Source organism: Alsobacter metallidurans (assembly GCF_014636935.1).
Taxonomy (GTDB): domain Bacteria; phylum Pseudomonadota; class Alphaproteobacteria; order Rhizobiales; family Beijerinckiaceae; genus Alsobacter; species Alsobacter metallidurans.
In genome coordinates this window covers 301,140-325,923 of record NZ_BMES01000001.1, presented here as the reverse complement: position 1 = coordinate 325,923, position 24,784 = coordinate 301,140, and the positions used below count along the sequence as shown (strand labels likewise).

Below are 24,784 nucleotides of genomic sequence, written 5' to 3'. Positions count from 1 at the left end.
CGAGCATTAAATCTCAAGCGCGATAAATGTCAAAGTGTCTGCATTGTGCGTTGCAGCAAATATCCACATGGTTGCATAAGTGAAATTGGCGTCCGTCTTGAATAAAATTGCGCTCAGACGCAACATCTTGGATTGACGATGTCACAAAAAGCATCCTGCTCAGCCGGGTAAGCTTTCGACCAGCCTACCGGATCAACGGGGAACCGATTTGCTTTGCGTGGAACACGGCGTGGCTTGATCCGGCCTGCAGATAAAGCTGGCGCCGGCCCAAACCTGGCCCGACCAGGCCGCGAAGAACCTGCCCGGGTGTGGCTTACGGCCCACAGCCGCAGGCGGATGCAACCGCTAAGCTCGCGGATCAGCAGCGTTCCCCCCAGCCCCTCGCACCGCCCATGGCCCGCATCGCCCGCACCTCCGTGAACCCGGCCGTCGACGCGGCGGGGCTCCTGCGTCGATTCGGCTTCGCAATCCTGGTGCTGGCCGCCCCGGTGCTGGCCGTGAGCACGCGCCGCGGCCTTGTGGTGGCGGCGCCGATCGGCATCGCGTTGATGGTGCTGGCGAGCGCGATCGAGAGCGAGGGCCGCCAGCCCTGGGCGCGGGCCGGCAAGGCCCTCGTGAGCGTGACGGCCGGCATCGCGGCGTTCCTGTGTTTCTGGGCGGCCCTGTCGCTGTTGTGGACGCCGTTCCCGGGGCCTGCGGCCGAGCGCATCATGAACCTCACGCTGGTGGGGCTCTCCGGCGTGGTCGCGGTGGCGGCGCTGCCCGAGCGCATGCGCGTGTCCAACCTCTACCTGATGCCGATCGGCGTCGGCGCGGCCGCGCTGGTCGGCCTTGCGATCGCCTGGCGGGCGCTGTCGGGCCGCAGCCCGGACCCCGAAACCGACCGGGCGCTGATCGAGCGCGGCCTTTTGGTGATCGTGCTCGCCACGCCGGCGGCCGTGACGTGGCTGCTGTCGAAGGATCGCCTCGTCTCGGGCTTCACCCTTGTGGCGGCCGTCACGGCGGCGCTGATCCTGGGCGAAAACCTCTCCGCCCTCGCGGCGCTCGTGCTGGGCGCCTGCGTGTTCGCGGGCGCGACCGTGAACCAGCGCATCGGGCGGCGGATGACGCTGATGCTGCTGCCGGGGCTCGTCCTCGTCGCGCCGCTGGTTCCGTTCGCGCTCAGGCCGCTGGCCAAGATGCTGTTCGGGGTCGACTCGGCCCGGGCGGACGCCATGCGGGCCTGGTGCAACATCGTCCTGAACGAGCCGCTGCGGCTCGTCACCGGCCATGGGCTCGACACGGCGTTGCGGGCCAAGCTCGCCGGGCTGGTGCCCAACAACGCGCCGAGCGGCATCCTGTTCGAGATCTGGTTCGAGCTCGGCTTCCTCGGCGCCGCCGCTCTCGCGCTGCTGCTGGCGAGGGCCGTGGTGGCGACCAAGCGCCTCTCGCCCAGCGTCTCGCCCGGCGCGCTGATGACCCTAACGGTGGCGTTCACGCTCGCGGCGCTGGGCCAGGGCGCCGCGCAGGCGTGGTGGCTGATGTCGCTGGTGCTCGGCGCGGTGGCGATCATCGCGGTGGACCGCGGGCAGTACCGCACCAGCCGGCCGAAGACGCAGATCCTCCAGACCCGGCGGTGAGGCGCCAAGGCGCGGCGGCTCAGCCGGCCGCGATCTCGGGCATGTCCTGCGAGTCCGCCCTGCCCTCGTGCACGGCGTGGCAGGCCGTGCCGTCCTTCAGCGGCGGGACCTCGCGGCGGCAACGATCGTTGGCGAGCGCGCAGCGGGGGTTGAAGGTGCAGCCGGAGGGCGGCGAGATCGGGTTCGGGATCTCGCCCTGCACGGGCGTGCGCGGCCGGCCCGACATCGCGAGATCCGGCACGGCGTCCAGCAGCATGCGCGTATAGGGGTGGCGCGGGTGCGAGAAAAGCTGCCGCGCGGGCGCGACCTCGACCACGCGGCCGAGATACATCACCCCGATGGTCGCCGCCATGTGGCGCACCACCGCGAGATTGTGGCTGATGAACAGGTAGGTGAGCCCCAGCCGCTCCTGCAGGTCCTTCATGAGGTTGAGGATCTGCGCCTGCACGGACACGTCCAGCGCCGAGGTGGGTTCGTCGCAGACGATGAAGTCCGCCTCGGCCGCGAGCGCGCGCGCGATGGCGATCCGCTGGCGCTGGCCGCCCGAGAACTCGTGCGGGAACTTGGCGGCGTCAGCCGGATCGAGGCCGACCAGCCGCAGGAGCTCGCCGACGCGCGCCTCCACGCCCTGCTCCTTGGCGAGACCGAAGGCCCGGATGGGCTCGGCGATGATGCGCCCCACGCGCCAGCGCGGGTCCAGGCTGGCGTAGGGATCCTGGAAGATCATCTGGATGCGGCGGCGCAGCTTCTTGCGGGCCGCGGCGTCCTTGGCGGCCGTCATCGAGACGCCGTCGATCACCACCTCGCCGGCGCTGGGCGGCAGCAGGCCCACCACCATGCGGGCGACCGTGGACTTGCCGGAACCGGATTCTCCTACCAGCGCGAAGGTTTCGCCGCGCCGGATCGAGACCGTAACGCCGTCCACGGCCTTGAGAAGCTGGTGGCCCTCCCGCGCAAGGGTGCGCTCCAGCCAGGGCTTGGAAACGTCGAAGACCCTGCGCAGGTCGCGAATCTGGACGAATGCTGCGTCGCTCATGCGGCGCTCCCGGTCGCGGCGGCCGCGACCTTGTCTCGCTGCACCAGCGCCTCCGCGTCCACGCCCGGTTCGTCATACAAGTGGCACGCGACGGCGTGGCCCGCCCCGGCGCCATCGTGGGATCCAGAGGCGCGTTCGCCGCGCCCCAGCAGCTCCGGCCGCTCCACCACGCAACGCGCGTAGGTATGCGGGCATCGCGGGTTGAAGGCGCAGCCGACCGGGATCGCGTTCAGCCGCGGCATCGAGCCCGGGATCTGCACCAGGCGCTCGCTCGCGGTCTCCAGCGTCGGGATGGAGCCCATCAGGCCGGCCGCATAGGGGTGGAAGGGGCGGCTGACGACGTCGCGCACGGGGCCGATCTCGGCCACGCGCCCGGCATACATCACGGCGACCCGGTCGGCTGTCTCGGCGATCACCCCCATGTCGTGCGTGATCAGCATCACGGCCGTGCCGCGTTCGCGGCAGATGCGCTTCAGGAGCGTGATGATTTGCGCCTGCACGGAGACGTCCAGCGCGGTGGTGGGCTCATCCGCGATCACGAGCTCGGGCTCGGCGCAGAGAGCCAGCGCCAGCACGACGCGCTGGCGCATGCCGCCCGAGAACTCGTGCGGGTAGCCGTCGATGCGCCGCTCCGGCGCCGGGATGCCGACCTCGGCCAGGAGCTCGATGGCGCGCTCGCGGGCCTGCGCGGCGTTGAGCGGCAGGTGGGTGCGGATGGTCTGCACCAGTTGCTCGCCGACGCGGTAGAGCGGGTTGAGGCTCGTCAGCGGGTCCTGGAAGACCATGCCGATGCGCTTGCCGCGGATGTGGCGCAGCCGCTCCGGCGACAGGTTGTCGATGCGCTCGCCCTTGAGCAGCACCTCGCCGGAGGCGATGCGGCCGGGCGGCTCGATGAGCCCAATCACGGCCGAGCCGGTGACGGACTTGCCGGCGCCGGATTCGCCGACGACGCCCAGCACCTCGCCCTTGCCGATATCGAAGGACACGCGGTCCAGAGCGCGCAGCACGCCGCGACGGGTGACGAACTCGACGCAGAGGTCGCGAACGGAAAGAACGGGCTCTGTCATCGCAATTTCGGGTTCAAGGCGTCGCGCAGCCAGTCGCCCAGCAGGTTCACGGCCAGCACGAAGATCGCCAGCGTGAGGCCCGGGAAGGCGACGATCCACCACTCGCCGGAGAACAGGAAGTCATTGCCGATGCGGATCAGCGTGCCGAGCGAGGGCTGGGTCGGCGGCAGGCCGACGCCGAGGAAGGACAGCGTCGCCTCCGTGATGATGGCGAGCGCAAGGTTGATGGTGAGGATCACCAGCACGGGGCCGATGACGTTGGGCAGCACGTGGCGGATCATGATCAGCCAGGCGGGCACGCCCATGAGGCGAGCGGCGTGCACGTAGTCCTTGTTTTTCTCGACCATGGTCGAGCCCCGGATCGTGCGGGCGTACTGCACCCAGAAGGACAGGCCGATGGAGATCACCAGCACGCTGAAGGCGGTCTGCTCGCGGCCGAGCCCCTGAAACACCGAGCGCACGACCCCGTCGATCACCAACGCGATCAGGATGGCCGGGAAGGTGAGCTGGATATCGGCGACGCGCATGATCAACGCGTCGACGCGCCCGCCCAGGTAGCCGGCCAGGAGGCCGAGGCCGATGCCAAGCGTCGCCGCGATGATGACGCCGACGATGCCGATGATCAGCGACACACGCATCCCGTAAAGGATCGCCGACCAGAGGTCGCGGCCCTGATTGTCGGTGCCGAGCAGGAATCGGGTGTCGCCGCCCTCGACCCATCGGGGAGGATAGAGCGAGTTCATCAGGTCGACGCTGGCGGGGTCGAACGGGTTGGTGGGGGCGATCCAGGTTGCGAGCAGCGCGCCCAGGATCATCGCCACGCTGATAAAGGCCGACACCATGGTGAGCTTGGACGACAGGAAGCTCGCCAGGAGGTCGGAGTCGCGGAAGCGCGCGTAGCGGCCGGGCGGGCTGGGCTTGGCGGCTGCAGGCTCGGGCGCCGGGGGAGTGGTCATGATGTCCGCCATCAGGCCGCCTGCATGTTGGCGCGCAGCCGCGGATCGACCACCGCGTAGAGGATGTCGACCACGAGGTTCACGACCACGAAGATGAAGGACACGAGCAGCAGGTACGCGGCCATGACCGGGATGTCGACATTTTGTACGGCGCCGAGAAACAGCGCGCCCATGCCGGGCCACTGGAACACGTATTCGGTGATCAGCGCGAACGCGATGATGGAGCCGAGCTGCAGGCCCGCGATGGTGATCACCGGCACCAGCGTGTTCTTGAGCGCGTGGCCGAAATGGATGGCGCGGTCGGACAGGCCGCGGGCGCGTGCGAACTTGATGTAGTCGGTGCGCAGCACCTCCAGCATCTCGGCCCGGACGAGACGCATGATCAGCGTCATCTGGAAGAGGCCGAGCGTGATGGCGGGCAGGATCAGAGCCTTGATGCCGCTTACGGTGAGCAGGCCCGTGCTCCACCAGCCGAGATTGACGACCTGACCGCGCCCGAAGGACGGCAGCCAGCCCAGATGCACGGAGAAAATCCAGCGCAGCAGGATCGCGATCAGGAAGGTGGGCAGCGAGACGCCGATCAGCGACACGCTCATGAACACGCCCGACAGGAACGAGCCGCGCCGCAGCGCCGTGTAGACCCCCATCGGGATGCCGACCACGAGCGACAGCAGCGCCGCCATGAAGGTGAGCTCGAGAGTGGCGGGCATACGCTCGCCGATCAGCGTCGAGACCGGCTGGCGAAACTGGTAGGAAATGCCGAAATCGAAGCGGGCGGCCTTCACGAGGTAGCGGCCGAACTGCACGATCGACGGGTCATCGAGGCCGAGATCCTTGCGGATCTGCTGGCGCTGCTCGAAGGGCGTGTCGATCGAGACGATCTGGTTCACGGGGTCGCCGACGAGGCGAAACAGCGCGAACGCGATGACGCCGACACACAGCAGCACCAGCGCGGACTGAAACAAGCGACGCAAGATAAACGCGAGCATGGGCCTCTTTCGGGCGACGCCGGGCGAAACGGGCGCACTTGGCGCCGGGACGGGGCCGGGCGCAACGCGCTATCGGCCGCAGGGCGGACATGCCCCGCCGAGGGAGCGCCGGCCCGTCGCTCTGTGAATGCGAGAGGCGGGCCCGGCGCGTCGGCGCGTCGGGCCCGGCGGGATCAGTCCTTCTTGATCCAGTAGAGCAGCACCTGGTTGTCGGCGCGCTGCACGAGCTTGACGTTCTTGGCCACGCCCCAGGCCAGGGCCTGCTGATGGAGCGGGATGTAGCTGTAGTCGTCGAAGCCGATCTGGAAGGCCTGCTTGATCAGCTGGTTGCGCTTGGCCGTGTCGGTCTCGACCAGGATCTGGTCGGTCAGCGCATCGAGCTTCTTGTTGCAGTAGCCGCCCAGGTTGGTTTCGCCACGGGCCACGTTGGCGTCGTCGCGGCAGCCCATGATGTCGTAGAGGACGTTGTGGCTGTCGAGCGTGCCGGGGGTCCAGCCGAGCAGGTAGAAGGAGGTCTTGTAGCCGTTCGGCTTCAGGATCTTGGCGAAGTACTGCGCCTTGGGCTGGGCGTTGAGATTCACCTTGACGCCGATGCGGGCGAGCATGCCGACCGCCGCCTGGCAGATCGGCCCGTCATTCACGTAGCGATCGGTCGGGCAATCCATGCCGACCTCGAAGCCGTTCGGGTAGCCGGCCTCGGCGAGCAGCTTCTTGGCGCCCTCCGGGTCGGCCTTGGGCCGGGTGAAGTCCTTCGAAAGGGCGAAGAGCTCCGGCGCGATCATCAGCGCGGAGGGGGTCGAGAGGCCGCGCATGACGCGGCTCTTGATCGCCTCGACGTCGATCGCCTTGTAGAAAGCCTCGCGCACCTTGGCGTCCTTGAAGGGGTTCTTGCCCTTGACGCTGGACTCCAGCAGTTCGTCGCGGGTCTGGTCGAAGCCCAGGAAGATGGTGCGCAACTCCGGACCGGTGAGCACCTGGACGTTGTTGGCGCTGTTGATGCGCTGGATGTCCTGGATTGGAACCGGCTCGATGATGTCGACTTCGCCCGACAGCAACGCGGCGACGCGGGTGGCGTCCGAGTTGATCGGCGTGAAGATCACCTCGGTGAGATTGTGCTCGGTCGGGCCGCGCCAGTTCGGGTTCGGCTTGAACACCGTCTTGACGCCCGGCTGGTGGCTCTCGATGCGGAAGGGCCCGGTGCCGTTGGCGTTCAGCGAGGCGTAGCTCGGCGAGGTGGCGCTGGCAGGCGTGGGCGCGACGGCGTTGTTCGCCTCGGCCCACTTCTTGGACATGATGTACCAGGTGTCCCACTGGTAGTTCAGGATCGGGTTCGGGGACGAGAGCACCACGTCGACCGTGTAGTCGTCGACCTTCACGAACTTGGCGTCCTTGGGAACGCGGGTGGTGAAGTTGGAGCCCGCGGCGCGGACGCGGTCGGCCGAGAACAGCACGTCGTCGGCGGTGAAGTCCTCGCCGTTCGCGAATTTCACGCCCTTGCGCAGGTAGAAGCGCCAGCGGGTCGGCTCGGGAGTTTCCCAGCGCTCCGCCAGGCCCGGCCCGATGGCGAGGTCCTTGCCGCGCGAGGTCAGCCCCTCATAGACGTTGCCGAGGTGGGCGTTGGTGGTGGTTTCGTTGAGCGTGTAGGGATCCAGCGACTTCAGATCGCCCTGGTTGGCGTAGCGCAGCGTGGCGGCCGAGGCCGGCGCGACCGCGACCGACGCGGCCGAGAGCGCTACGGCGGCAGCCGCCGCGAACAGAACCTTGCGAAGCATCAACTCACCCTCCGTCCGGGCCAACCTCGTCTCACGCCCCCCTCGGCGCCGCGGGTCTTCTCCGGTATTGTTTATTGCTCGCGCCCCTTTGGCGCGGATGCGGGAGCTTAGACGGGCTTGTTGCGCGCGGTCCAGCCCGTTTCGGCGCTAATTTGAGGCTTCATGACGCCAATTCGGCGATCAGCCTGCGCATGAAGGCGGCGCCTTTTTCAAGTTCGCTGATTTCCAGGAATTCATCGGCCTGGTGGGCCTGCGCGATGTCGCCCGGGCCGCACACCACCGTGGACCACCCGGCCTTCTGGAACAGCCCCGCCTCCGTGCCGTAGGACACCACCGCGGTGGCGTTGTCGCCCGTGAGGCGGCGCACCAGCCGCTCGGCCTGGCCGTCGATCTCGGGCTTGAGGCCGTTCACGGAGGCGCGGTGGATGATGTCGACGCCCGTCTCGGGCGCGACCGCGCGCATGCGCGGTTCGATCACGTCGCGCACATAGGCCTCGAAGCGCTGCTTGTAGCTCCACGGGTCGTCGGTCGGGATGGCGCGCACCTCGGAGACGAACTCGCAGCGGTCGGCCACCACGTTGGCGGCGGTGCCGCCGCGGATGAAGCCGCAATGCAGGGTCGTGTAGGGAGGCTCGAAGGGGTTGGCCGGGTCGGCCCGCCGCTTGTTCTCCTCCATGACGTCGTCGTGCCAGGTGACGAGGCGCGCCGCCACCATGGTGGCGCTGACGCCCGTGTCGATGCGGCTGGAATGCACCGTGCGGCCCCGAACGGTGGTGAAAAACGACACCGAGCCCTTGTGGCCGTTGACCATGCGCATGCGCGACGGCTCGCCGACGATCACGGCCGACGGCGTCGGGATCGAGGCCGCCATCTCGTCCACCATCGAGATCGCGCCCTGGCAGCCGACTTCCTCGTCATAGGACAGCGCGATGTGGATGGGACGGCGCAGGCCGGCGGCCAGCATCTCGGGCACATGGGCGAGCGCCAGGGCGTCGAAGCCCTTCATGTCGCAGGTTCCGCGGCCATAGAGCTTGCCGTCTCGCTCGGTCAGCGTGAACGGGTCGGAGCTCCAGTGCTGCCCATCCACCGGCACCACGTCGGTGTGGCCGGACAGCACCACGCCGCCGGCTTCGGCCGGGCCGATCGTGGCGTAAAGGTTGGCCTTGTCGCCCGCCTCGTTGGGAACCAGCCGGCTCTCGACGCCGTGGGCTGCCAGGTAGTCGCGGATGAAATGGATGCAGTCGAGGTTTGAATCCCGCGACACGGTGGGAAAGGCCACGAGACGCGCCAGCATCTCGCGAGGGGTCATCAGCATGGGAAGCTCCGTTCAGGCGGCAGCCTTTCCGGGTGGGGCCGGGCAGTCAAGGCCGATCGTCGCCGCCCCACGCTTCGGGTGACGCCTTTGGGAATCGCGACCGACGTTTCAGCGAGGTTGACCGCGCCTGCGGCATCCGATCATCCTGCGCCTCCCCTTCCCCCGGCCCGCCGTGCGGGCCGTTTCACCCGAGACCTCATCATGCCCATCATCAACCGCGTCGCGGCGCTCGCCGACGAGATCGCAGTCTGGCGCCAAGACTTCCACACCCATCCGGAGCTGGACTACGACGTCCACCGCACCGCCGGGATCGTGGCCGACAAGCTGAAGGCGTTCGGCTGCGACGAGGTCGTGACCGGGCTCGGGCGCACCGGCGTGGTCGGGGTGATCAAGGGCCGGCTGCCGGGCGACAAGGTGATCGGCATGCGCGCCGACATGGACGCGCTGCCGATCCACGAGGAGACCGGCAAGCCCTACGCGTCGCAGACGCCGGGCAAGATGCACGCCTGCGGGCATGACGGGCACACCTCCATGCTGCTCGGCGCCGCGCGCTACCTGGCCGAGACCCGCAATTTCGCCGGCACCGCCGTGGTGATCTTCCAGCCCGCCGAAGAGGGCGGCGGCGGCGCCAAGGCGATGCTGGACGACGGCCTGATGGACCGCTTCGGCGTCACCGAGGTCTACGGCATGCACAACATGCCGGGTCTGCCAGTCGGGGCCTTTGCGCTGCGTCCGGGCCCGCTGATGGCGGCCGCAGACCGGTTCTCGCTGCAGATTGACGGGCGCGGCGCGCATGCGGCGCATCCGCATGCATCCATCGACACGGTGGTGATCGCCAGCCAGATCATCATCGCGCTGCAGTCCATCGTGTCGCGCAACGTTGACCCGCTGGAAGCCGCCGTGGTGTCGGTGACGTATGTGCGTGCCGGCGACACCTTCAACGTGCTGCCGCAGAGCGTGACCCTGAAGGGCACGGTGCGGACGCTGAACCCCGCCGTGCAGGACCTCATCGAGGCGCGCATGGGCGAGATCGCGACCGGCATCGCCAAGCTGCACGGCGCGACCGCGACGCTGGACTACGTGCGCGGCTACCCGTGCACGGTGAACCACGAGCAGCAGACCGGCTTCGCGGCGAAGATCGCGGCCGAGATCGCCGGCCCCGACGGCGTCAACGTCAATGTCGCGCCCACCATGGGGGCGGAGGATTTTTCCTACATGCTGCAGGCGCGCCCCGGCGCGTTCATTTTCTGCGGCAACGGCGACACGGCCGGCTTGCACAACCCGGGCTACGACTTCGACGACAAGGCAATTCCGGTGGGCGTGAGCTACTGGGCGCGGCTTGTGGAAACCGCCATGCCGGCGTGAGCGGGTCCACGCTGCAACCGAACGCAATTCCCGGTGCGTAGACTCGTGGCGACACGCGGCTTAGCTCCCCCGGCGGCTTGTTAGGGCGTCCGGGGAGCGGAGTTTGCAGATCGAAGCGGTGCACCCGCGCGTGCTCTGGGCCGCGAGCCTGATCGGCGTCACGGTGTTCGCCGTGGCGACGGCTGCGTTGGGCGCGGTGTCGGCCGGTCCTCTGGCCGGGGCCTCGTTCGCTCTGCTGGCGGGGCTCGGCGCAGCAGGCGGGCTGATCGTCGGCTTTCAGCGAAACCTCTGGCGCACCCGCGCCGGCCAAGTGCTCTGGCCGACGCCGGACTTCTCGGGCCGCTGGGAGGGCTGGCACGCCAGCGAGGCCGGGGATGAGTGGCGTCCGGCCGTGCACGAAATCACCCAGACCGGGGATACGGTTCGGATCGTCGTGCTTGCGGGGGGATCGCGCGACGGCGCCGCCGTGCGGACGCGCGCCGAGAGCCTCGCCAGCGCGATCCGGCGCGCGCCAGCGGCGCAGCGGCCCGAGTTGCACTGGACGTTCCGCTCGCTCGGCCTCGACGACGCGGCGGCGGCCCCGCACGAGGGCGCGCTCTGCCTGGGGCTGTTTTCCAGCGGCGGCGCGCAGTTCCTGGACGGGTTCTTCGTCAGCAACGCGGCGCGCACGAGCAACGCCGGAGTGGTGACCGCGGGCGCGACCGGTCGGGTGCTGGTGAAGCGGACGACCCACGCTCTGCGCGGAGCGCTCGACTATCGCGAGGAGGACTGGGCCATGCCGCGGCCGCAGGGTCCGCCGTCGCTGACCGATACGGACGACCTCGTCGACATCTCGATCCGCACGCCCGTGATGCTCATGGGGCGGCAGGGCGGCCACTGAGCGGGTTCTCGGAATCCCACGCATAGCTCAGCGTTTCGAAACGCATGCTCCGCGCGTCGATCATCAGCAGGCGGCCGACGAGGCCCTCGCCGAAACCGACGATCTCGCGGATGACCTCCAGCGCCATCATGCTCCCGACGACGCCCGTGAGGGCGCCGAGCACGCCGGCCTCCGCGCAGGCCGGGATGGCGCCCGGCGGCGGCGGGGCGGGGAACAGGCACCGGTAGGTGGGATTGGGGTCGCCGTCCGGCCCGCGCTCATGGGCGCGGATGGTGGTCAGCGACGCGTCGAACGTGCCGAGCGCCCCTGTGACGAGCGTCCGGCCGACCCGGAAACACGCGTCCGAAACCGCGTAGCGGGTGTCGAAATTGTCCGAGCCGTCCACCACGAGGTCGTAGGCGCCCACCAGCGCGTCGACGTTGCGGACGTCCAGCCGCTCGGGATGACGCGCCACGGCCACGTGCGGGTTCAGTCTCGCCACCGCGTCGGCCGCGCTCTCGACCTTGAGGCGGCCGATGTCGGGCGTGCCGTGGATCACCTGCCGCTGGAGGTTGGACAGCGACACCACGTCGTCGTCCACCACGCCGATCACGCCGACGCCAGCCGCCGCCAGATACTGGATCACGGGCGCGCCGAGGCCGCCGGCGCCGACCACCAGCACGCGGGCGGCGCGCAGCTTGCCCTGCCCGGGCCCGCCCACGTCGCGCAACACGAGATGGCGGGCGTAGCGCTCGAGCTCGTCGCCCGCGAGGGTCACGGCCGGCCTCGGGCCCAATCGAGCGCTTCCTCGAGCCGGTCGTTGCCCCAGAAGAGCTCGCCGTCGCCCGTCACGATCGTGGGCGCGCCGAACAGGCCGAGGCGCTGCGCCTCCTCGGTTTCCTTGCGCAGCGCGTGCTTGACGAGGTCGGTCTGGGCGGCCGTGACGGCGGTTTCGAGCTCGAAGCCTGTCTGGCGCACGGCGTCGGCGATCACGGCGGGATCGGAGATCGGGCGGCCTTCGCAGAACTCGGCGCGGAACACGGCCTTGCTGAAGGCTGCGCGCGCGTCCTCGGGGAGCGCCAGCGCCACCCGCGCGGCCACCAGGCTGTTCTGCGGAAACGGATCGGGGCGGACCAGCGGCAAGCCGAGCCGCTCGCACCAGCGCTCCATGTCCCGCCACATGTAGCGGCCCTTCACCGGATAGGTGTTGAACGGCGTGGTCTCGTGGCCCTGCGCCTTGAAGATCGCGCCCAGCAAGAAGGGGCGCCATCGCACCGCGACGTCGCGCTCGGCGGCGAGCGCCTCGATGCGTTCGGCCGCGAGAAACGAGTAGGTGGAGGCGAATTCGTACCAGAAATCGACGGTGCTCTGCATGGGCGGACGGTAGCAGCGCGGGCGCCCATTGCAAGGCGCCCGCATCCGCCCCGGACCGCCGCTCAGGCGAACAGGAAGTCCGACATCGCGAGGTTGGACAGGTTCACGTTGCTGAGCGTGATCGAGTCGTTGGCCGACAGCGTGATGCACACGTCGGAGCCCACCTGGGCGGAGGCCTTCAGCACGCTGGCGAAGTTCGTCATCGGCACGCCAAGGAGCCGGATCACATCGTGGTCGGCCCCGGCCGCGGTGAAATCCGTGATCACGTCACGGCCCGCGAAGGAGCCGAACACGAACACGTCCGCGCCGTTTCCGCCCGACAGCGTATCCGCGCCGCCGCCGCCGACCAGCGTGTCGACCCCGCCGCCGCCCTGCAGGAGGTTCGCGAGCGCGTCGCCCGTGATCATGTCGGCGAAGGACGAGCCCATGACGGCCTCGATCGACACGAAGCGGTCGCCCGCGGCGTCGCCAAGACCCTGCGCCGGGTCGGCGAGGCTGAGGCGCACGCCCGCGAGCGCGCTGGCGTAGCTCACCGTGTCAAAGCCCGCGCCGCCGTCCAGCGAGTCGGCGCCGACGCCGCCCGCCAGCAGGTCGTCCCCGGCTCCGCCCAGCAGGGTGTCGGGGCCCGCGCCGCCCGAGAGCTGGTCCGCTCCGGCGCCGCCCTCGAGGCGGTTCGCGCCGGCGTCGCCCGTGAGCACGTCGTTGAAAGCCGAGCCCACGACGGCCTCGAAGCCCGAGGTCACGTCGCCGGCGGCCGAGCCGCCCGACACGACGTTCGTTTGCAGGTTCACCGAAACAGCCGCGGCCGAGTCGGCGTAGGACACCGTGTCGACGCCGTCGCCGCCCGCCAGGGTGTCGGCTCCGAGGCCGCCCGACAGCCAGTCGTTGTCGACGCCGCCAAACAGCGCGTCCGCGCCCGTTCCGCCCTTGATGCTGTCGAGGCCAGCGCCGCCGTCGAACCAGCGGCCCGCGTTGTCGGCCGTGAAGCTGTCAGCGTAGGCGGAGCCGACCCAATGATCGATCCCGACGAAAACGTCGCCGGCGGCGTCGCCCTTCTGGTTGGCGGGCGTGAGCAGGTCGATGGCCACGCCCGTCGTCGCGGTGGCGTAGCTGGCCGTGTCCATGCCGGCGCCGCCATCCAGCGAATCCGCGCCCGCGCCGCCGACCAGAATGTCGTCGCCGGCGCCGCCGATCAGCGAATCCGCCCCTGCGGCGCCGAAGAGCTGGTTGAGCCCCGCGCCGCCATCCAGGCGGTTGGCGTTCGCGTCGCCGCGCAGGATATCGTTGTAGTTCGAGCCGATCACGGCCTCGATGCGCGCCAGGAGGTCGCCGGCCGCCATGTTGCCTGCGGCCACGCCCGTGCCGAGGTCGACCGTGACGCCGCCGGTGGCGCCCGCATAGGAGGCCGTGTCGAAGCCGTCGCCGCCGTCAAGGCTGTCGGCGCCAAGCCCGCCGATCAGCGTGTCCGCGCCGGCGCCGCCCTGCAACGTGTCGTTGCCGGCATTGCCGTTGAGCAGGTTGTCGGCCACGTTGCCGATCAGGATGTCGTTGGCCGAGCCGCCATTCGCGCCCTCAATCAGCGAGCGCAGGTCGCCGTTGTAGAGGAACGCATTGGCGATCATGCCGGGCGCATAGGCGGTGGGGCTGAACTGCGCCACCTGCGAGCCGGCCAGGGTGGTCTCGGTGACCCACGAGCCCGGATTGAGGTCGATCCGCAGGCCGCGCGTGTAGGCCGAGAAGTCATAGGTGTCGAAGCCGCCGCCGTCCCACAACGTCATCTCGATGTGGTTGCCGGCCGGAGCGCCCTGGCCGACGCCGTTAATGAACATCTCGCCGGTGGTCTGGCTCCACCGGTAGGTGGTCGCGCCCGCATTGGTGTTGAAGTTGGCCCCGTAGAGGCTCTGCAGCGCCTGGATGTCATAGAGCATTGGCGTCTGGGCGTAGCTGCCCGGGTAGTTGACGACGTTGTATCCCGCGCCCGGAAACGCCTGATACGACATGATCGTGAAGTCGTTGCCGTCAAGGCTGGACGGCATCGCCCCGAAGGAGCCGCTCGTTTCAAACGAGTGCTTGAGCCCCAGAGCGTGGCCGATCTCGTGCATCACGGCCAGATAGTCGAAGGTGCCGATCTGCGGCGGGGCGGTCCAGTTCTGCTTGAACCAGACGTCGCCGCCGGCGCCCGCTGTCGGGTAGTAGGCCCACGCATAGGCGCCGCTGGGATCCACCGCGCCGGACCGGCCGAAGCGCAGGTCGCCGCCGCCGCCAGCCGTTTCGGTGAACGACAGGTTGGCGAAGGACGAGAACTCGGCCAGCACCGAGCGGACCATGGTCTGCTGCGCTGTCGTGAAAGCGGTGAAGTTCTGCCGGGTTTCGGCCGAGGCGCCGGCCCAGTCGTAATCCGAGCCGTACTGGCTGGCCGCGGTCGGGAAGCTGAAAGACAGATTCGTGGTGTTCCAGCGAACGCCGGACAACAACCCGTCCACCGTGCTCTTGCCCGTGGGGGCCACATAGACGCCGTAAGCCATGCATCGACTCGCATCGTTCAAACCACCCGTCGTGAAGTGGCAGGTGTGTAATTGATAGATGCACGTTCCAGCTGCACTAACCGGATCGCTTGCATTTGAATCAACGCGCGCTTTTTCGGGCTTTCGGCGCGGTCAGTTAGGCTGCGCTTGCGCCGGGCTTGGCCTTGCCTATAGTCCCGCGCGATTTCGGGAGCCGCGAGGCTCCTCCTGCGGCAGGCCGGCGGATCTCCTGGAAGGCGCGCCGGTTCGAGAGAGATGACCATCATGGCCGAGAAGCGCGTCAACAAGGTCGTGCTCGCCTATTCGGGCGGGCTGGACACCTCCATCATCCTCAAGTGGCTGCAGACCACCTATGGCTGCGAGGTCGTGACCTTCACGGCCGATCTCGGCCAGGGCGAGGAACTGGGGCCGGCGCGCGACAAGGCCCTGCTGCTCGGCATCAAGCCCGAGAACATCTTCATCGAAGACGTACGCGAGGAGTTCGTGCGCGACTACGTCTTCCCGATGTTCCGCGCCAACGCGCAATACGAGGGGCTCTACCTGCTGGGCACGTCCATCGCCCGTCCGCTGATCGCCAAGAAGCAGATCGAGATCGCCGAGCGCGTGGGGGCCGACGCGGTGTCCCACGGCGCCACCGGCAAGGGCAACGACCAGGTGCGCTTCGAGCTCGGCTACTATGCGCTGAAGCCCGACATCACCATCATCGCGCCCTGGCGCGAGTGGGACCTCACCTCCCGCACCAAGCTGCTGGAATTCGCCGAGCAGAACCAGATCCCGATCGCCAAGGACAAGCGCGGCGAAGCGCCGTTCTCGGTGGACGCCAACCTCCTGCACGCCTCCTCGGAGGGCAAGGTGCTGGAGGATCCGGCCAACGAGGTGCCGGACTACGTCTACTCGCGCACCATCGACCCCGAGCAGGCGCCCGACACGCCCACCATCATCACGATGGACTTCGAGAAGGGCGACCCGGTCGCGATCGACGGCGTCAGGATGTCGCCCGCCACCCTGCTGACGAAGCTCAACGAGCTCGGCCGCGCCAACGGCATCGGCCGGCTCGATCTCGTCGAGAACCGCTTCGTCGGCATGAAGAGCCGCGGCATGTACGAGACGCCCGGCGGCACGATCCTGTATTTCGCCCACCGGGGCATCGAATCCATCACGCTCGACCGCGGCGCGGCGCATCTCAAGGACGAGCTGATGCCGAAATACGCCGAGCTGATCTACAACGGCTTCTGGTTCTCGCCCGAGCGCGAGATGCTGCAGGCGATGATCGACAAGTCGCAGGAGGCCGTCACCGGCCGCGTCACCCTGAAGCTCTACAAGGGCTCGGCCTGGGTGATCGGCCGCGAGAGCCCGTACTCGCTCTACGACCAGGACCTCGTCACCTTCGAGGAAGGCGCCGTGGCCTACGACCATCGCGACGCCCAGGGCTTCATCCGCCTGAACGCCCTGCGCCTGCGTACGCTGGGCGCGCGCAAGCGCAAGCACGGGATCTGAGCGCGGCCTCGACCCCAATCACGCCGACGTGTAGCGCGCCGCGCGCGCGCCACACTTGCCGGGTAGCTGCTAAAGCTCCACCTACTCTGCTCGCGTCGGCCTCCCACGGGGCCGGGCGGCCCGGAGCGTAGCCGCGAACCGATGACGAAAGCCTGGCTCATGGCGGCCGGCGTGTTCGCCGCAGGACTGGTCGTGATGGCCGGGATCTACGCGTACACGCGCCCGACCGAGATCACGATCGCGGTCGGCCCGCCCTCCAGCGAGGACGCCAAGCTCGTGCAGACCGCCGCCCAGATCCTGCGGCGGGACCGGGCCGCCATCCGGCTCAAGGTGATCACCACGCAGGACCCGGCCGAGGCCGCGCAGGCGTTCGACAACGGCAAGGCCGACGTCGCAGTGGTGCGCAGCGACCAGGTCGAGAAGGCGACGGGCCACGCAATCGCGATCCTGCATCGCAACGCCGCCATTCTGGTCGCGCCGGGCGGAAGCGCCATCGCGAGCGTGAGCGACCTGCGTGGCAAGACCGTCGGCCTCGTCCGCCATTCCCCCGCCAACGAGCGGCTGCTCGACACCATTCTGCAGCAATACGAGGTGCCGGGGCACGAGGTCACGCGGGCCGGGCTCAACCTCGACGACGTCCAGACCGCGGTTCGGGACGGCCGCGTCGACGCCGTTCTGGTGGTTGGCTCCGTCACCGGCACGCTCGTGCCCGCCACGGTGGCGAGTGTGGCGGCCGCCGGGCTGTCGTCGCCGGTGTTCATCCCCATCCACGAGGCCGACGCCATCGCGCAGCGCACGCCGGCCTATGACAGCGTCCAGATCGTGCGCGGCAGCTTCGGCGGCACGCCGCCCAAGCCGAGCGACTCCGTGCCCACCATTGCGGCCGTGTACCGGATCGTCGCGCAGGCCCGGCTTGCCGACCAGCTCGTCACCGACCTGACGCGCCGCCTCTACGAGATGCGGCCGGACCTCGCCTCGGCGGTTCCGCAGGCGGCCCGCATCGAGGCGCCCGACACCGAGAAAGGCGCGCGCGTGTCCGTTCACCCGGGCGCGGCCGCCTATCTGGACGGCGACGAGGAGACGTTTCTGGATCGCTACGGCGACTGGTTCTACATCATCGCGATGGTGATGGGCGGCGTCGCATCGGCGTTTGCGGCGTTGGCTGGCCGCTGGCGCAGCCGCGGCCACGAGCAGGCCCTCCGGCTCGAGCAGCTGCTGCGCATCATGCGCGAGGCCCGCATGGGGCAGGACAGGGCGACGCTGGACGATCTCGAGCAGCAGGCCGACGAGGTGTTCGCCCAGACGCTGGCGGTGGCCTCGCAGGAGCAGATCGACACCAGCCGCCTCGCGGCGTTCTCGCTGGCGCTCGAACAGGTCCGCCACGCCATCGCCGAACGCCGGCGCGTGCTCGGCACGGGCGATCCCGCGGTGGCTCCGGTGGCGTTCGCTCCCGTGCGGGCGGCGGGGGAGTAGAGATCAGCGTCGCGGCGCACGCACGCTCGCGTCAACGGCCGCCTCCAACGTCTCGCGGGTTACGCCGAGCGGGCCAAGCTGCCGAAAGGCTTCGTCGATACGCCGATTGTAGTCCTGCTTTGCGGCCGCGATTTCGGCGGCTCCGATGGATGCGCGCACGACCAGCTCCCCTTCGCGCGCGATGGCGGCGAGCGTGCCAAGCACGCCCGAGCCGATCGGCAGCGTAATGGGCTCAGGCGCGACTGCGTGGGATTGGCCCTCGAAACCCGTGTTGCCGATGAACAACCGACCAGCCCGCGTTTGAAGGCGGAGCTTGGGATCTTTCGGCATGACGGCGATGAACCGGCGAAGCGAGCCGCCATTCACCAGAACGGCGCCTTCGCGCAGGTCGCCTTCCGCGTCGATTCTCGTGGTGGCGCCGGGGCCGGTGATTTCGAGGCAGTCGTCGAGGAAGTCGAAGCGAACGATCGCGGTGTTGCGGCGGACAGCCACCGTGACGAGGGCCAAGGCGTCCCGCAAGTCGCCACCCGACACCCATATGGCTGGCTCGTTCATTCCCGCCCCTGCTCTCACGGCCGCCTTCCCTCGCGGCAGGGCCCGATTGTCGTCCCAATCCATTGCAGTCTCCCGTCCGCGTCAAGCGCCGGCGCTTCGCCAAACCCAGCGGCCAACTCGCGCGAAAGCCCGGCCGCCGAACCGGGCGGTTCGATCCTTCGTTGTTTTACCCGGCCTCGTGTGCTATTGCGCCGCAACGAAACGACCGGACAGGCCGAGGAACGACAGCCCGACTCCCCTGGAGCCGGGTTTCAGCGTTTGGCCAATCGAGAGAACCATGAAGCTCCGCAACATCGCGATCATCGCCCACGTCGACCACGGCAAGACTACGCTGGTGGATAAGCTGCTCGCCCAGTCGGGCACGTTCCGCGAGAACCAGAAGGTCGCCGAGCGCGCGATGGACTCCAACGACCTGGAGCGCGAGCGCGGCATCACCATCCTGGCCAAGTGCACCTCGGTGCAGTGGAAGGATGTCCGCATCAACATCGTCGACACCCCCGGCCACGCCGATTTCGGCGGCGAGGTGGAGCGCATCCTGGGCATGGTCGACGGCGTCGTCGTGCTGGTGGACGCGGCCGAAGGCCCGATGCCGCAGACCAAGTTCGTGGTCGGCAAGGCGCTGAAGCTCGGCCTCAAGCCCATCGTGGCGATCAACAAGATCGACAAGCCCGAGCAGCGCGCCACCGAGGTCATCAACGAGGTGTTCGACCTCTTCGCCGCGCTGGACGCCACCGACGACCAGCTGGATTTCCCGATCCTGTACGGTTCGGCCAAGCAGGGCTGGATGGCGACCAGCCAGGACGGTCCGAAGGACGATCTCGCGCCGCTGTTCGATCTCGTGGTGAAGCACGTCGCCCCGCCGGTGGTCGAGGAAGGCCCGTTCCGTCTGCTCGGCACCATCCTGGAGGCCAACCCCTATCTCGGCCGCATCGTCACCGGCCGCATCACGTCGGGCACCATCAAGCCGAACCAGGCTTTCAAGGTGCTGGACGCGAAGGGCAACGTGGTCGAGCAGGGCCGCGTTTCCAAGGTGCTGGGCTTCCGCGGCCTTGAGCGCATCCCGGTCGACGAGGCCGAGGCGGGCGACATCGTGGCCATCGCCGGCATGGTGAAGGGCACCGTCGCCGACACCTTCTGCGATCCGTCCGTCGAGAGCCCCCTGCCGGCGCAGCCGATCGACCCGCCGACCGTCACGATGCAGTTCCGCGTCAACGACTCGCCGCTCGCCGGCACGGAAGGCGACAAGGTCACGAGCCGCGTGATCCGCGACCGTCTCCTGAAGGAAGCCGAGGGCAACATCGCGCTGCGCGTCACCGAGTCGCCCGACAGGGACGCCATGGAGGTGGCGGGCCGCGGCGAGTTGCAGCTCGCCATCCTGATCGAGCAGATGCGCCGCGAAGGCTTCGAGCTCGCGGTGTCGCGCCCGAAGGTGGTGTTCTCGCGCGACGAGGCCGGCGAGATCCTCGAGCCCATCGAGGAAGTCACCATCGACGTGGACGAGGAGCATTCCGGCGTCGTTGTGCAGAAGATGTCCGAGCGCAAGGCCGACATGATGGAGATGCGGCCTTCGGGCGGTAACCGTCTGCGCCTCGTGTTCCACGCTCCCACCCGCGGCCTGATCGGCTATCTGGGCGAACTGCTGACCGACACGCGCGGCACCGCGATCATGAACCGCATCTTCCACGAATATGCGCCGTGGAAGGGCGAGATCGCCGGGCGCCGCAACGGCGTGCTGATCTCCAACGACATCGGCGAGGCCGTGGCCTACGCGATGTGGAACCTGGAAGATCGCGGCCCGATGATGATCGAGCCGGGCTGGAAGATCTACCAGGGCATGATCGTGGGCGAGCATAGCCGCGACAACGACCTGGAAGTGAACCTGCTGAAGGGCAAGAAGCTCACCAACGTCCGCGCCGCCGGCAAGGACGAGGCCGTGCGCCTCACCCCGCCGATCCGCATGACGCTGGAAAAGGCGCTGGCCTACATCCAGGACGACGAGCTGGTCGAAGTGACCCCCAAGGCGATCCGCCTGCGCAAGGTCTGGCTGGACCCGAACGATCGCAAGCGCGCCGAGCGCGCCGCCGCGGCCAGCTAAGGCCGTCGCAGCATCCAAATGAAAAACCCCGGGCTGGCCCCGGGGTTTTTTGTTGGCTTCAGCGCAGCAGCGCCGGGTCCATGCCGTCCAGAACGGCGGCGACGCGCTGGCGCGCCGCTTCCGGCAGGCGGCGCACCGGCAAGGGCGGTTCGGCGGCGCAAACGCCGCGGCGCTCCGCGATTTCGTAGACGACGCGCAGGCTGGAGAATTCCCGGAACAGCCCCCAGAGCGGCTCCAGGGCGGCGTTGAGCCGGCGCGCTTCGGTGGCGTTTCCGGCGCGCACCGCCGCGACGATGTCCATGCAGACCTGCGGCAGGATGCCGGCGACCACGCTGTACCAGGCCTCGCCGCCGGCCAGCATGGCTTCAACCGCGAACCAGTCGCCGCTATGCCCGAGCGCGAAGTCAGCCGGAACGCGGGCGCGGAGATCCGCCATCTGGGCGGCCAGCGCCTGCGGCTCCCCGCCCGGCAGCTTGACGGCGGCGACGCCCGGCAGCGCCGCCAGGCGCGCGATCAGCTCCGGGGAAAAGCGGAAATGCGTGGTGGTCGGGTTGTCGTAGATGCACAGCGGCAACCCGCTCTCGCCCGCCACGGCCTTGTAGTGCTCGAAGACTTCGTCTTCTGTGAGCGGCGTATACGAGACGGCTGCGAGCAGCCCGGCCGCAGCCCCGCCGGCGCGCGCGTCCTGCGCCAGCCGGATAGCCTCGTCGGTGCGCAGCGCGCCGACGCCGACCAGCAGCGGCACGCGGCCTGCGACTTCGTCGGCGGCCGCCTCGATCGCGCGGCGACGTTCCGGGCGCGACAGGTAGGGGTAGGAGCCCGTGCTGCCCAGCAGGCCTATCGAATGAACGCGCGCATCGACCAGCGGACGCAGCAAACGCTGCAGGGCGTCGACCCGCACGACGCCGTCGGCGTCCGACGGCGTGATCGGAAAAGCGGAGAGGCCCCGCATCGTCCTTACTCCAGATGTCCCACGGCGGCTTCCACGGCCGCCACCACCGTGCCGTAGTGCACCAGCGCCTGGGCGTGGCGCATCTCGGTCGCGTACCAGCGGTCGCCGTCCAAAGCCGGCTCGATCACGCCGCGGATCGCCTTCAGGGCCGCGGCCGTGCCGGAGCCGAGCGGGTGCGCCTTGGCGATAGGCTCCACGAGGCTCAGCGCCTGGGCGGCCATCAGCATCTCGCCCGCCACGATCATCTCGGTGTTCTCCACCACGGTGCGGGCCTTGCGGGCGCACCAGGTCGAGTTCGAGACGTGGTCCTCGGCGTTGCTCTTGCCCGGGATGGAATCCACCGAGCCCGGCATCGCGAGCGTGCGGTTCTCCATCACGAGCGCCGACATGGAGCACTGCACGGTGGCGAAGCCGGTGTTGAGGCCTTTCTTGCCGGCCAGCAGGTTGCGCGGCAGGCCGTAGCTCATGGTGGGGTCGATCAGGCGCGCCAGCCGGCGCTCACAGATGGAGCCGAGATCGGCCATCACGATGGTGAGCAGGTCCATGACCTGCGCGACGTACTGGCCGTGGAAGTGGCCGCCCGAGAGGGAGGCGTAGCCGCCCTTGCCGTCGTCGAAGATGAGCGGGTTGTCGGTGGCCGAGTTGATCTCGGTGGCGATCACGCCGTCGATGTAGTCCAGCGCCTGCACGACGGGGCCGTGCACCTGCGGGGCGCAGCGCAGCGAGTAGACGTCCTGCACGCGCGGCGGCGGAGCGACGCCTTCCTTCCGGGTCTCTTCCGGGAACACGGTGAGGCGCGCGGCCTCCGAGCAGCGCTCGCTGTCGCCGATGAGCTTCAGGACGTTGCGGGCGACGGCAGCCTGGCCGGGGTGCGGCCGCGCGGCGTGCACGATGGGCAGGAACGCGATCTTCTCGGCCCGCAGCGCCTCCAGGGTGAGGGCCAGGGACACGTCGGCGGCCTTGCGGATGCGCTTGGCGTCTTCAAGCGCCAGCACGGCGATGGCGAGCGAGACCGTGGAGCCGTTGATCAGCGCCGAGGCGTCCTTGGCGCCGAGGTCGAAGTCGGGCGTCAGGCCGGCCGCCTCGATGGCCTCGCGGGCCGGCATGCGCTGGCCGCGATACACGATCTCGGCTTCCGGAAAGCCGCACACCGCGCCCGCCATGTGGGCGAGCGGCGCCAGATCCCCCGAAGCCCCGACCGAGCCCTTGGCGGGAATGACCGGATGGAGCCCGGCGTTCAGAAAGGCGAGCAGGCGCTCCACCAACTCCACGCGCGGGCCCGAGAAGTTGGACGCGAAGGCATTGGCGCGCAGCAGCATGATGGCCCGCACGGCGTCCTCGGGCAGCGCCTCGCCGATGCCGGTCGCGTGCGCGTAGATGGTCTTGGCCTGGTAGGACACCATCTCGCTCATCAGCACGCGCTGGTCCTTGAACAGGCCGACGCCGGTGTTGAAGGCGTACATCAGCGGCGCGTCGTCGTTCATCCAGTTGGCGTCGATATAGTCGCGGGTGGCCGCGATCCGCTCGCGGGCGTCGGGGGCCAGGGCTGCCTGCTCGTAGGAGCCCGAGGCGTCCGGCCGCGAAACCCGCATCACCTCAGCTGCCGTTAGCGTGCGTCCGTCGATCTCAATCGCCATGGCGGGTCCCTCTGCGTTCGGGATCATCCCTAGCGTAAAGGGCGGCCCGGTGTCGACGGCGTCAGCAGGGCAGATGGCGCAGCGCGGGCCGGATCGCCTTGACGATCGGGGCGGCCTTCACCTGTGGACGGCGGCCCGACCCCAAGTTCATCACCGTGTAGGTCGCCTTCAGGGCGAGATATTGCCGCTCGTCCCTGCAATAGGCCGAACTCGAGCAAGCAGTCAGGCTGACCGTGAAGGTCTCCTTCTCGTGCATGCCGCTGTAGAACACCTCGTGGCAGCCGTCCTTGGTCACGTTCAGCTCGCGGGCGTTCGCCTCGAACGGCCCCTTGGCGGTGAACAGGGCGTAGATGGCGTTCTTGCGTTCGTAGAGCGTCAACTCGGTCTCGATCACGCCGACATCGACCTGGGTGACATAGGCATCGATCGAGATGATCTGCGCGCGAGCCGTATGAGCCGACAAGACAAAGGCCAACCAGGCAAAGACCAGACGCAAGACCGCCCTCCCAGACTGGAGAGCGATCCTGCCGAAACAGTGTCAACAAAAGTCACACCGCCCGATAGTTGTGCAACTTATACTACACAACTATTGCTGACTACGCTGCCTTGCTGGCCTCGGCGGGGCGGCGGCTGAGACGCTTGCCGGTTTCGCGGTCGAACACATGGACGCAATTCGGCGCGATGGTGAGGGCGACTTGCTTGGTCCCGTTGGGGACCGAGCCGGTCGGGACCTGCAGCACGAAGGCGCCCTCCCCGATCGTTCCGTGCAGCAGCTCGGTGGCCCCGAGCTCCTCCACGAAGTCGATCGCGAAAGCGCAGCCGGCAACGCCTGGCGCGGCGATCTCGGCCTCCTCGGGGCGGATGCCCACGTCCACGGCGAGGCCGGGCTTCAGGTCGGTCGCCATGTCGGCGGCGGCGAGCGACTGACCGCCGACGGAGACGCGGCCGTCCGTCTCCACGACGCCGGGCAGGATGTTCATGGGCGGCGAGCCGATGAAGGTGGCGACAAAGCGCGTCTCGGGCCGCCGATACACCTCCGTCGGCGTCCCGACCTGCTCGACCTGCCCGCCGCTCATCACCACGAGCTTGTCCGACAGCGTCATGGCCTCGACCTGGTCATGCGTGACGTAGATCGAGGTGACGCCCAGCGCGCGTTGCAGCTTCTTGATCTCGACGCGCATCTGCACGCGCAGCTTGGCGTCGAGGTTGGAGAGCGGCTCGTCGAACAGGAACACCTGCGGCTTGCGCACGATGGCGCGCCCCATGGCGACGCGCTGGCGCTGGCCGCCAGAAAGCGCCCGCGGCTTGCGCTGCAGGAACGGCTCGATGGCGAGAATGCGGGCCGCCTCCTGCACGCGACGGTCGATCTCGTCCTTGGGCGTCTTTCGGTTGCGCAACCCGTACGCGATGTTGTCGTAGACGCTCATGTGCGGGTAGAGCGCGTAGTTCTGGAACACCATCGCGATGTCGCGCTCGGCCGGCTCGATGTCGTTCACGACCCGGTCGCCGATCGCGACCTCGCCGGACGAGATGGTCTCCAGCCCGGCCACCATGCGCAGCAGCGTGGACTTGCCGCAGCCGGAGGGGCCCACGAGCACGCAGAAGCCGCCATCCGGGATGTCGATGCTGACGCCCTTCACGGCCTCGACGCCGCCGGCGTAGACCTTGCGGACGTCCTTCAGGGTGACAACGGCCATG

The 24,784-nt window shown here is 68.8% G+C and carries 20 protein-coding genes; 6 read left to right on the top strand and 14 right to left on the bottom strand.

Features of this window, described 5'->3' with window-relative positions; genetic code table 11:
- The first annotated feature begins 392 nt into the window (after positions 1-392).
- Positions 393-1,619, top strand: a complete 1,227-nt coding sequence (locus tag IEV99_RS01385; RefSeq protein ID WP_188515949.1) for a peptide ABC transporter permease — start codon at positions 393-395, stop codon at positions 1,617-1,619.
- A 19-nt stretch (positions 1,620-1,638) separates the two neighbouring features.
- On the opposite strand, the gene IEV99_RS01380 is transcribed toward IEV99_RS01385, so the two are convergent.
- The 6 genes from IEV99_RS01380 to argE all read right to left on the bottom strand — a co-directional run bounded on the left by IEV99_RS01380 (position 1,639) and on the right by argE (position 8,754).
- The gene (locus tag IEV99_RS01380; RefSeq protein WP_188515948.1) at positions 1,639-2,655 is read right to left on the bottom strand and encodes an ABC transporter ATP-binding protein; all 1,017 of its coding nucleotides are present in this window, start codon (positions 2,653-2,655) and stop codon (positions 1,639-1,641) included.
- Positions 2,652-3,722, bottom strand: coding sequence for an ABC transporter ATP-binding protein (locus IEV99_RS01375; RefSeq protein WP_188515947.1), 1,071 nt, complete (start codon positions 3,720-3,722; stop codon positions 2,652-2,654). The genes IEV99_RS01380 and IEV99_RS01375 overlap by 4 nt, the downstream gene beginning before the upstream one ends.
- Positions 3,719-4,678 (bottom strand): ABC transporter permease, encoded by a 960-nt coding sequence (locus tag IEV99_RS01370; RefSeq protein WP_244643446.1) that lies wholly within the window; start codon positions 4,676-4,678, stop codon positions 3,719-3,721. Before IEV99_RS01370 ends, IEV99_RS01375 begins: the two co-directional genes overlap by 4 nt.
- Before the next feature lie 11 nt (positions 4,679-4,689).
- On the bottom strand, positions 4,690-5,667 hold the full coding sequence (locus IEV99_RS01365) for an ABC transporter permease (protein ID WP_188515945.1): 978 nt from the start codon (positions 5,665-5,667) through the stop codon (positions 4,690-4,692).
- Positions 5,668-5,840: 173 nt separating this feature from the next.
- Positions 5,841-7,439 carry an ABC transporter substrate-binding protein gene (locus tag IEV99_RS01360; protein ID WP_188515944.1) on the bottom strand — a complete coding sequence of 533 codons (1,599 nt, stop codon included), beginning with the start codon at positions 7,437-7,439 and terminating at the stop codon, positions 5,841-5,843.
- A gap of 160 nt (positions 7,440-7,599) precedes the next feature.
- Positions 7,600-8,754 (bottom strand): acetylornithine deacetylase, encoded by a 1,155-nt coding sequence (argE, locus tag IEV99_RS01355; RefSeq protein WP_188515943.1) that lies wholly within the window; start codon positions 8,752-8,754, stop codon positions 7,600-7,602.
- A gap of 201 nt (positions 8,755-8,955) precedes the next feature.
- On the opposite strand from argE, the gene IEV99_RS01350 reads away from it, so the two are divergent.
- Both IEV99_RS01350 and IEV99_RS01345 read left to right on the top strand, forming a co-directional pair.
- Entirely contained in the window at positions 8,956-10,119 is a 1,164-nt protein-coding gene (locus tag IEV99_RS01350; RefSeq protein ID WP_188515942.1) for a M20 aminoacylase family protein, read from the top strand.
- A 103-nt stretch (positions 10,120-10,222) separates the two neighbouring features.
- Positions 10,223-10,999, top strand: a complete 777-nt coding sequence (locus IEV99_RS01345; protein WP_188515941.1) for a hypothetical protein — start codon at positions 10,223-10,225, stop codon at positions 10,997-10,999.
- Here IEV99_RS01345 and IEV99_RS01340 read toward each other — a convergent pair.
- From IEV99_RS01340 to IEV99_RS01330, 3 genes are all read right to left on the bottom strand, one after another.
- Positions 10,974-11,756, bottom strand: coding sequence for a HesA/MoeB/ThiF family protein (locus tag IEV99_RS01340; protein ID WP_188515940.1), 783 nt, complete (start codon positions 11,754-11,756; stop codon positions 10,974-10,976). The two genes, IEV99_RS01345 and IEV99_RS01340, sit on opposite strands and share 26 nt — an antisense overlap.
- The gene (locus tag IEV99_RS01335; protein WP_188515939.1) at positions 11,753-12,352 is read right to left on the bottom strand and encodes a 2-hydroxychromene-2-carboxylate isomerase; all 600 of its coding nucleotides are present in this window, start codon (positions 12,350-12,352) and stop codon (positions 11,753-11,755) included. The genes IEV99_RS01340 and IEV99_RS01335 overlap by 4 nt, the downstream gene beginning before the upstream one ends.
- Positions 12,353-12,414: 62 nt before the next feature.
- Positions 12,415-14,877, bottom strand: a complete 2,463-nt coding sequence (locus tag IEV99_RS01330; protein ID WP_188515938.1) for a M10 family metallopeptidase — start codon at positions 14,875-14,877, stop codon at positions 12,415-12,417.
- A gap of 264 nt (positions 14,878-15,141) precedes the next feature.
- On the opposite strand from IEV99_RS01330, the gene IEV99_RS01325 reads away from it, so the two are divergent.
- Complete coding sequence (locus tag IEV99_RS01325; RefSeq protein WP_371875774.1) at positions 15,142-16,374, top strand: argininosuccinate synthase; 1,233 nt, start codon at positions 15,142-15,144, stop codon at positions 16,372-16,374.
- Positions 16,375-16,515: 141 nt separating this feature from the next.
- Entirely contained in the window at positions 16,516-17,847 is a 1,332-nt protein-coding gene (locus IEV99_RS01320) for a TAXI family TRAP transporter solute-binding subunit (RefSeq protein WP_188515936.1), read from the top strand.
- A gap of 3 nt (positions 17,848-17,850) precedes the next feature.
- Here IEV99_RS01320 and IEV99_RS01315 read toward each other — a convergent pair whose 3' ends face one another.
- Positions 17,851-18,402, bottom strand: coding sequence for a hypothetical protein (locus IEV99_RS01315; RefSeq protein WP_188515935.1), 552 nt, complete (start codon positions 18,400-18,402; stop codon positions 17,851-17,853).
- 277 nt (positions 18,403-18,679) lie between these two features.
- On the opposite strand from IEV99_RS01315, the gene typA reads away from it, so the two are divergent.
- On the top strand, positions 18,680-20,497 hold the full coding sequence (gene typA, locus IEV99_RS01310; RefSeq protein ID WP_188515934.1) for a translational GTPase TypA: 1,818 nt from the start codon (positions 18,680-18,682) through the stop codon (positions 20,495-20,497).
- A 58-nt stretch (positions 20,498-20,555) separates the two neighbouring features.
- On the opposite strand, the gene IEV99_RS01305 is transcribed toward typA, so the two are convergent.
- The 4 genes from IEV99_RS01305 to IEV99_RS01290 form a co-directional block, all read right to left on the bottom strand.
- Positions 20,556-21,449 carry a dihydrodipicolinate synthase family protein gene (locus IEV99_RS01305; RefSeq protein ID WP_188515933.1) on the bottom strand — a complete coding sequence of 298 codons (894 nt, stop codon included), beginning with the start codon at positions 21,447-21,449 and terminating at the stop codon, positions 20,556-20,558.
- Positions 21,450-21,454: 5 nt separating this feature from the next.
- Positions 21,455-23,086 carry an HAL/PAL/TAL family ammonia-lyase gene (locus IEV99_RS01300; RefSeq protein ID WP_188515932.1) on the bottom strand — a complete coding sequence of 544 codons (1,632 nt, stop codon included), beginning with the start codon at positions 23,084-23,086 and terminating at the stop codon, positions 21,455-21,457.
- Positions 23,087-23,147: 61 nt separating this feature from the next.
- Positions 23,148-23,582, bottom strand: coding sequence for a hypothetical protein (locus tag IEV99_RS01295; protein WP_188515931.1), 435 nt, complete (start codon positions 23,580-23,582; stop codon positions 23,148-23,150).
- Positions 23,583-23,682: 100 nt separating this feature from the next.
- On the bottom strand, positions 23,683-24,783 hold the full coding sequence (locus tag IEV99_RS01290; RefSeq protein ID WP_188515930.1) for a sn-glycerol-3-phosphate import ATP-binding protein UgpC: 1,101 nt from the start codon (positions 24,781-24,783) through the stop codon (positions 23,683-23,685).
- Position 24,784 lies beyond the last annotated feature (1 nt).

Bases quoted from the DNA above. Each gene is read 5' to 3' on its own strand.
- IEV99_RS01350 (WP_188515942.1), top strand. From the start codon at position 8,956: ATGCCCATCATCAACCGCGTCGCGGCGCTCGCCGACGAGATCGCAGTC.
- IEV99_RS01380 (WP_188515948.1), bottom strand. From the start codon at position 2,655: ATGAGCGACGCAGCATTCGTCCAGATTCGCGACCTGCGCAGGGTCTTC.
- IEV99_RS01290 (WP_188515930.1), bottom strand. From the start codon at position 24,783: ATGGCCGTTGTCACCCTGAAGGACGTCCGCAAGGTCTACGCCGGCGGC.
- IEV99_RS01320 (WP_188515936.1), top strand. From the start codon at position 16,516: ATGACGAAAGCCTGGCTCATGGCGGCCGGCGTGTTCGCCGCAGGACTG.
- IEV99_RS01300 (WP_188515932.1), bottom strand. From the start codon at position 23,086: ATGGCGATTGAGATCGACGGACGCACGCTAACGGCAGCTGAGGTGATG.
- IEV99_RS01370 (WP_244643446.1), bottom strand. From the start codon at position 4,678: ATGACCACTCCCCCGGCGCCCGAGCCTGCAGCCGCCAAGCCCAGCCCG.
- IEV99_RS01305 (WP_188515933.1), bottom strand. From the start codon at position 21,449: ATGCGGGGCCTCTCCGCTTTTCCGATCACGCCGTCGGACGCCGACGGC.
- IEV99_RS01375 (WP_188515947.1), bottom strand. From the start codon at position 3,722: ATGACAGAGCCCGTTCTTTCCGTTCGCGACCTCTGCGTCGAGTTCGTC.
- IEV99_RS01360 (WP_188515944.1), bottom strand. From the start codon at position 7,439: ATGCTTCGCAAGGTTCTGTTCGCGGCGGCTGCCGCCGTAGCGCTCTCG.
- IEV99_RS01385 (WP_188515949.1), top strand. From the start codon at position 393: ATGGCCCGCATCGCCCGCACCTCCGTGAACCCGGCCGTCGACGCGGCG.
- IEV99_RS01330 (WP_188515938.1), bottom strand. From the start codon at position 14,877: ATGGCTTACGGCGTCTATGTGGCCCCCACGGGCAAGAGCACGGTGGAC.
- typA (WP_188515934.1), top strand. From the start codon at position 18,680: ATGAAGCTCCGCAACATCGCGATCATCGCCCACGTCGACCACGGCAAG.
- IEV99_RS01335 (WP_188515939.1), bottom strand. From the start codon at position 12,352: ATGCAGAGCACCGTCGATTTCTGGTACGAATTCGCCTCCACCTACTCG.
- IEV99_RS01365 (WP_188515945.1), bottom strand. From the start codon at position 5,667: ATGCTCGCGTTTATCTTGCGTCGCTTGTTTCAGTCCGCGCTGGTGCTG.
- IEV99_RS01325 (WP_371875774.1), top strand. From the start codon at position 15,142: ATGGCCGAGAAGCGCGTCAACAAGGTCGTGCTCGCCTATTCGGGCGGG.
- argE (WP_188515943.1), bottom strand. From the start codon at position 8,754: ATGCTGATGACCCCTCGCGAGATGCTGGCGCGTCTCGTGGCCTTTCCC.
- IEV99_RS01315 (WP_188515935.1), bottom strand. From the start codon at position 18,402: ATGAACGAGCCAGCCATATGGGTGTCGGGTGGCGACTTGCGGGACGCC.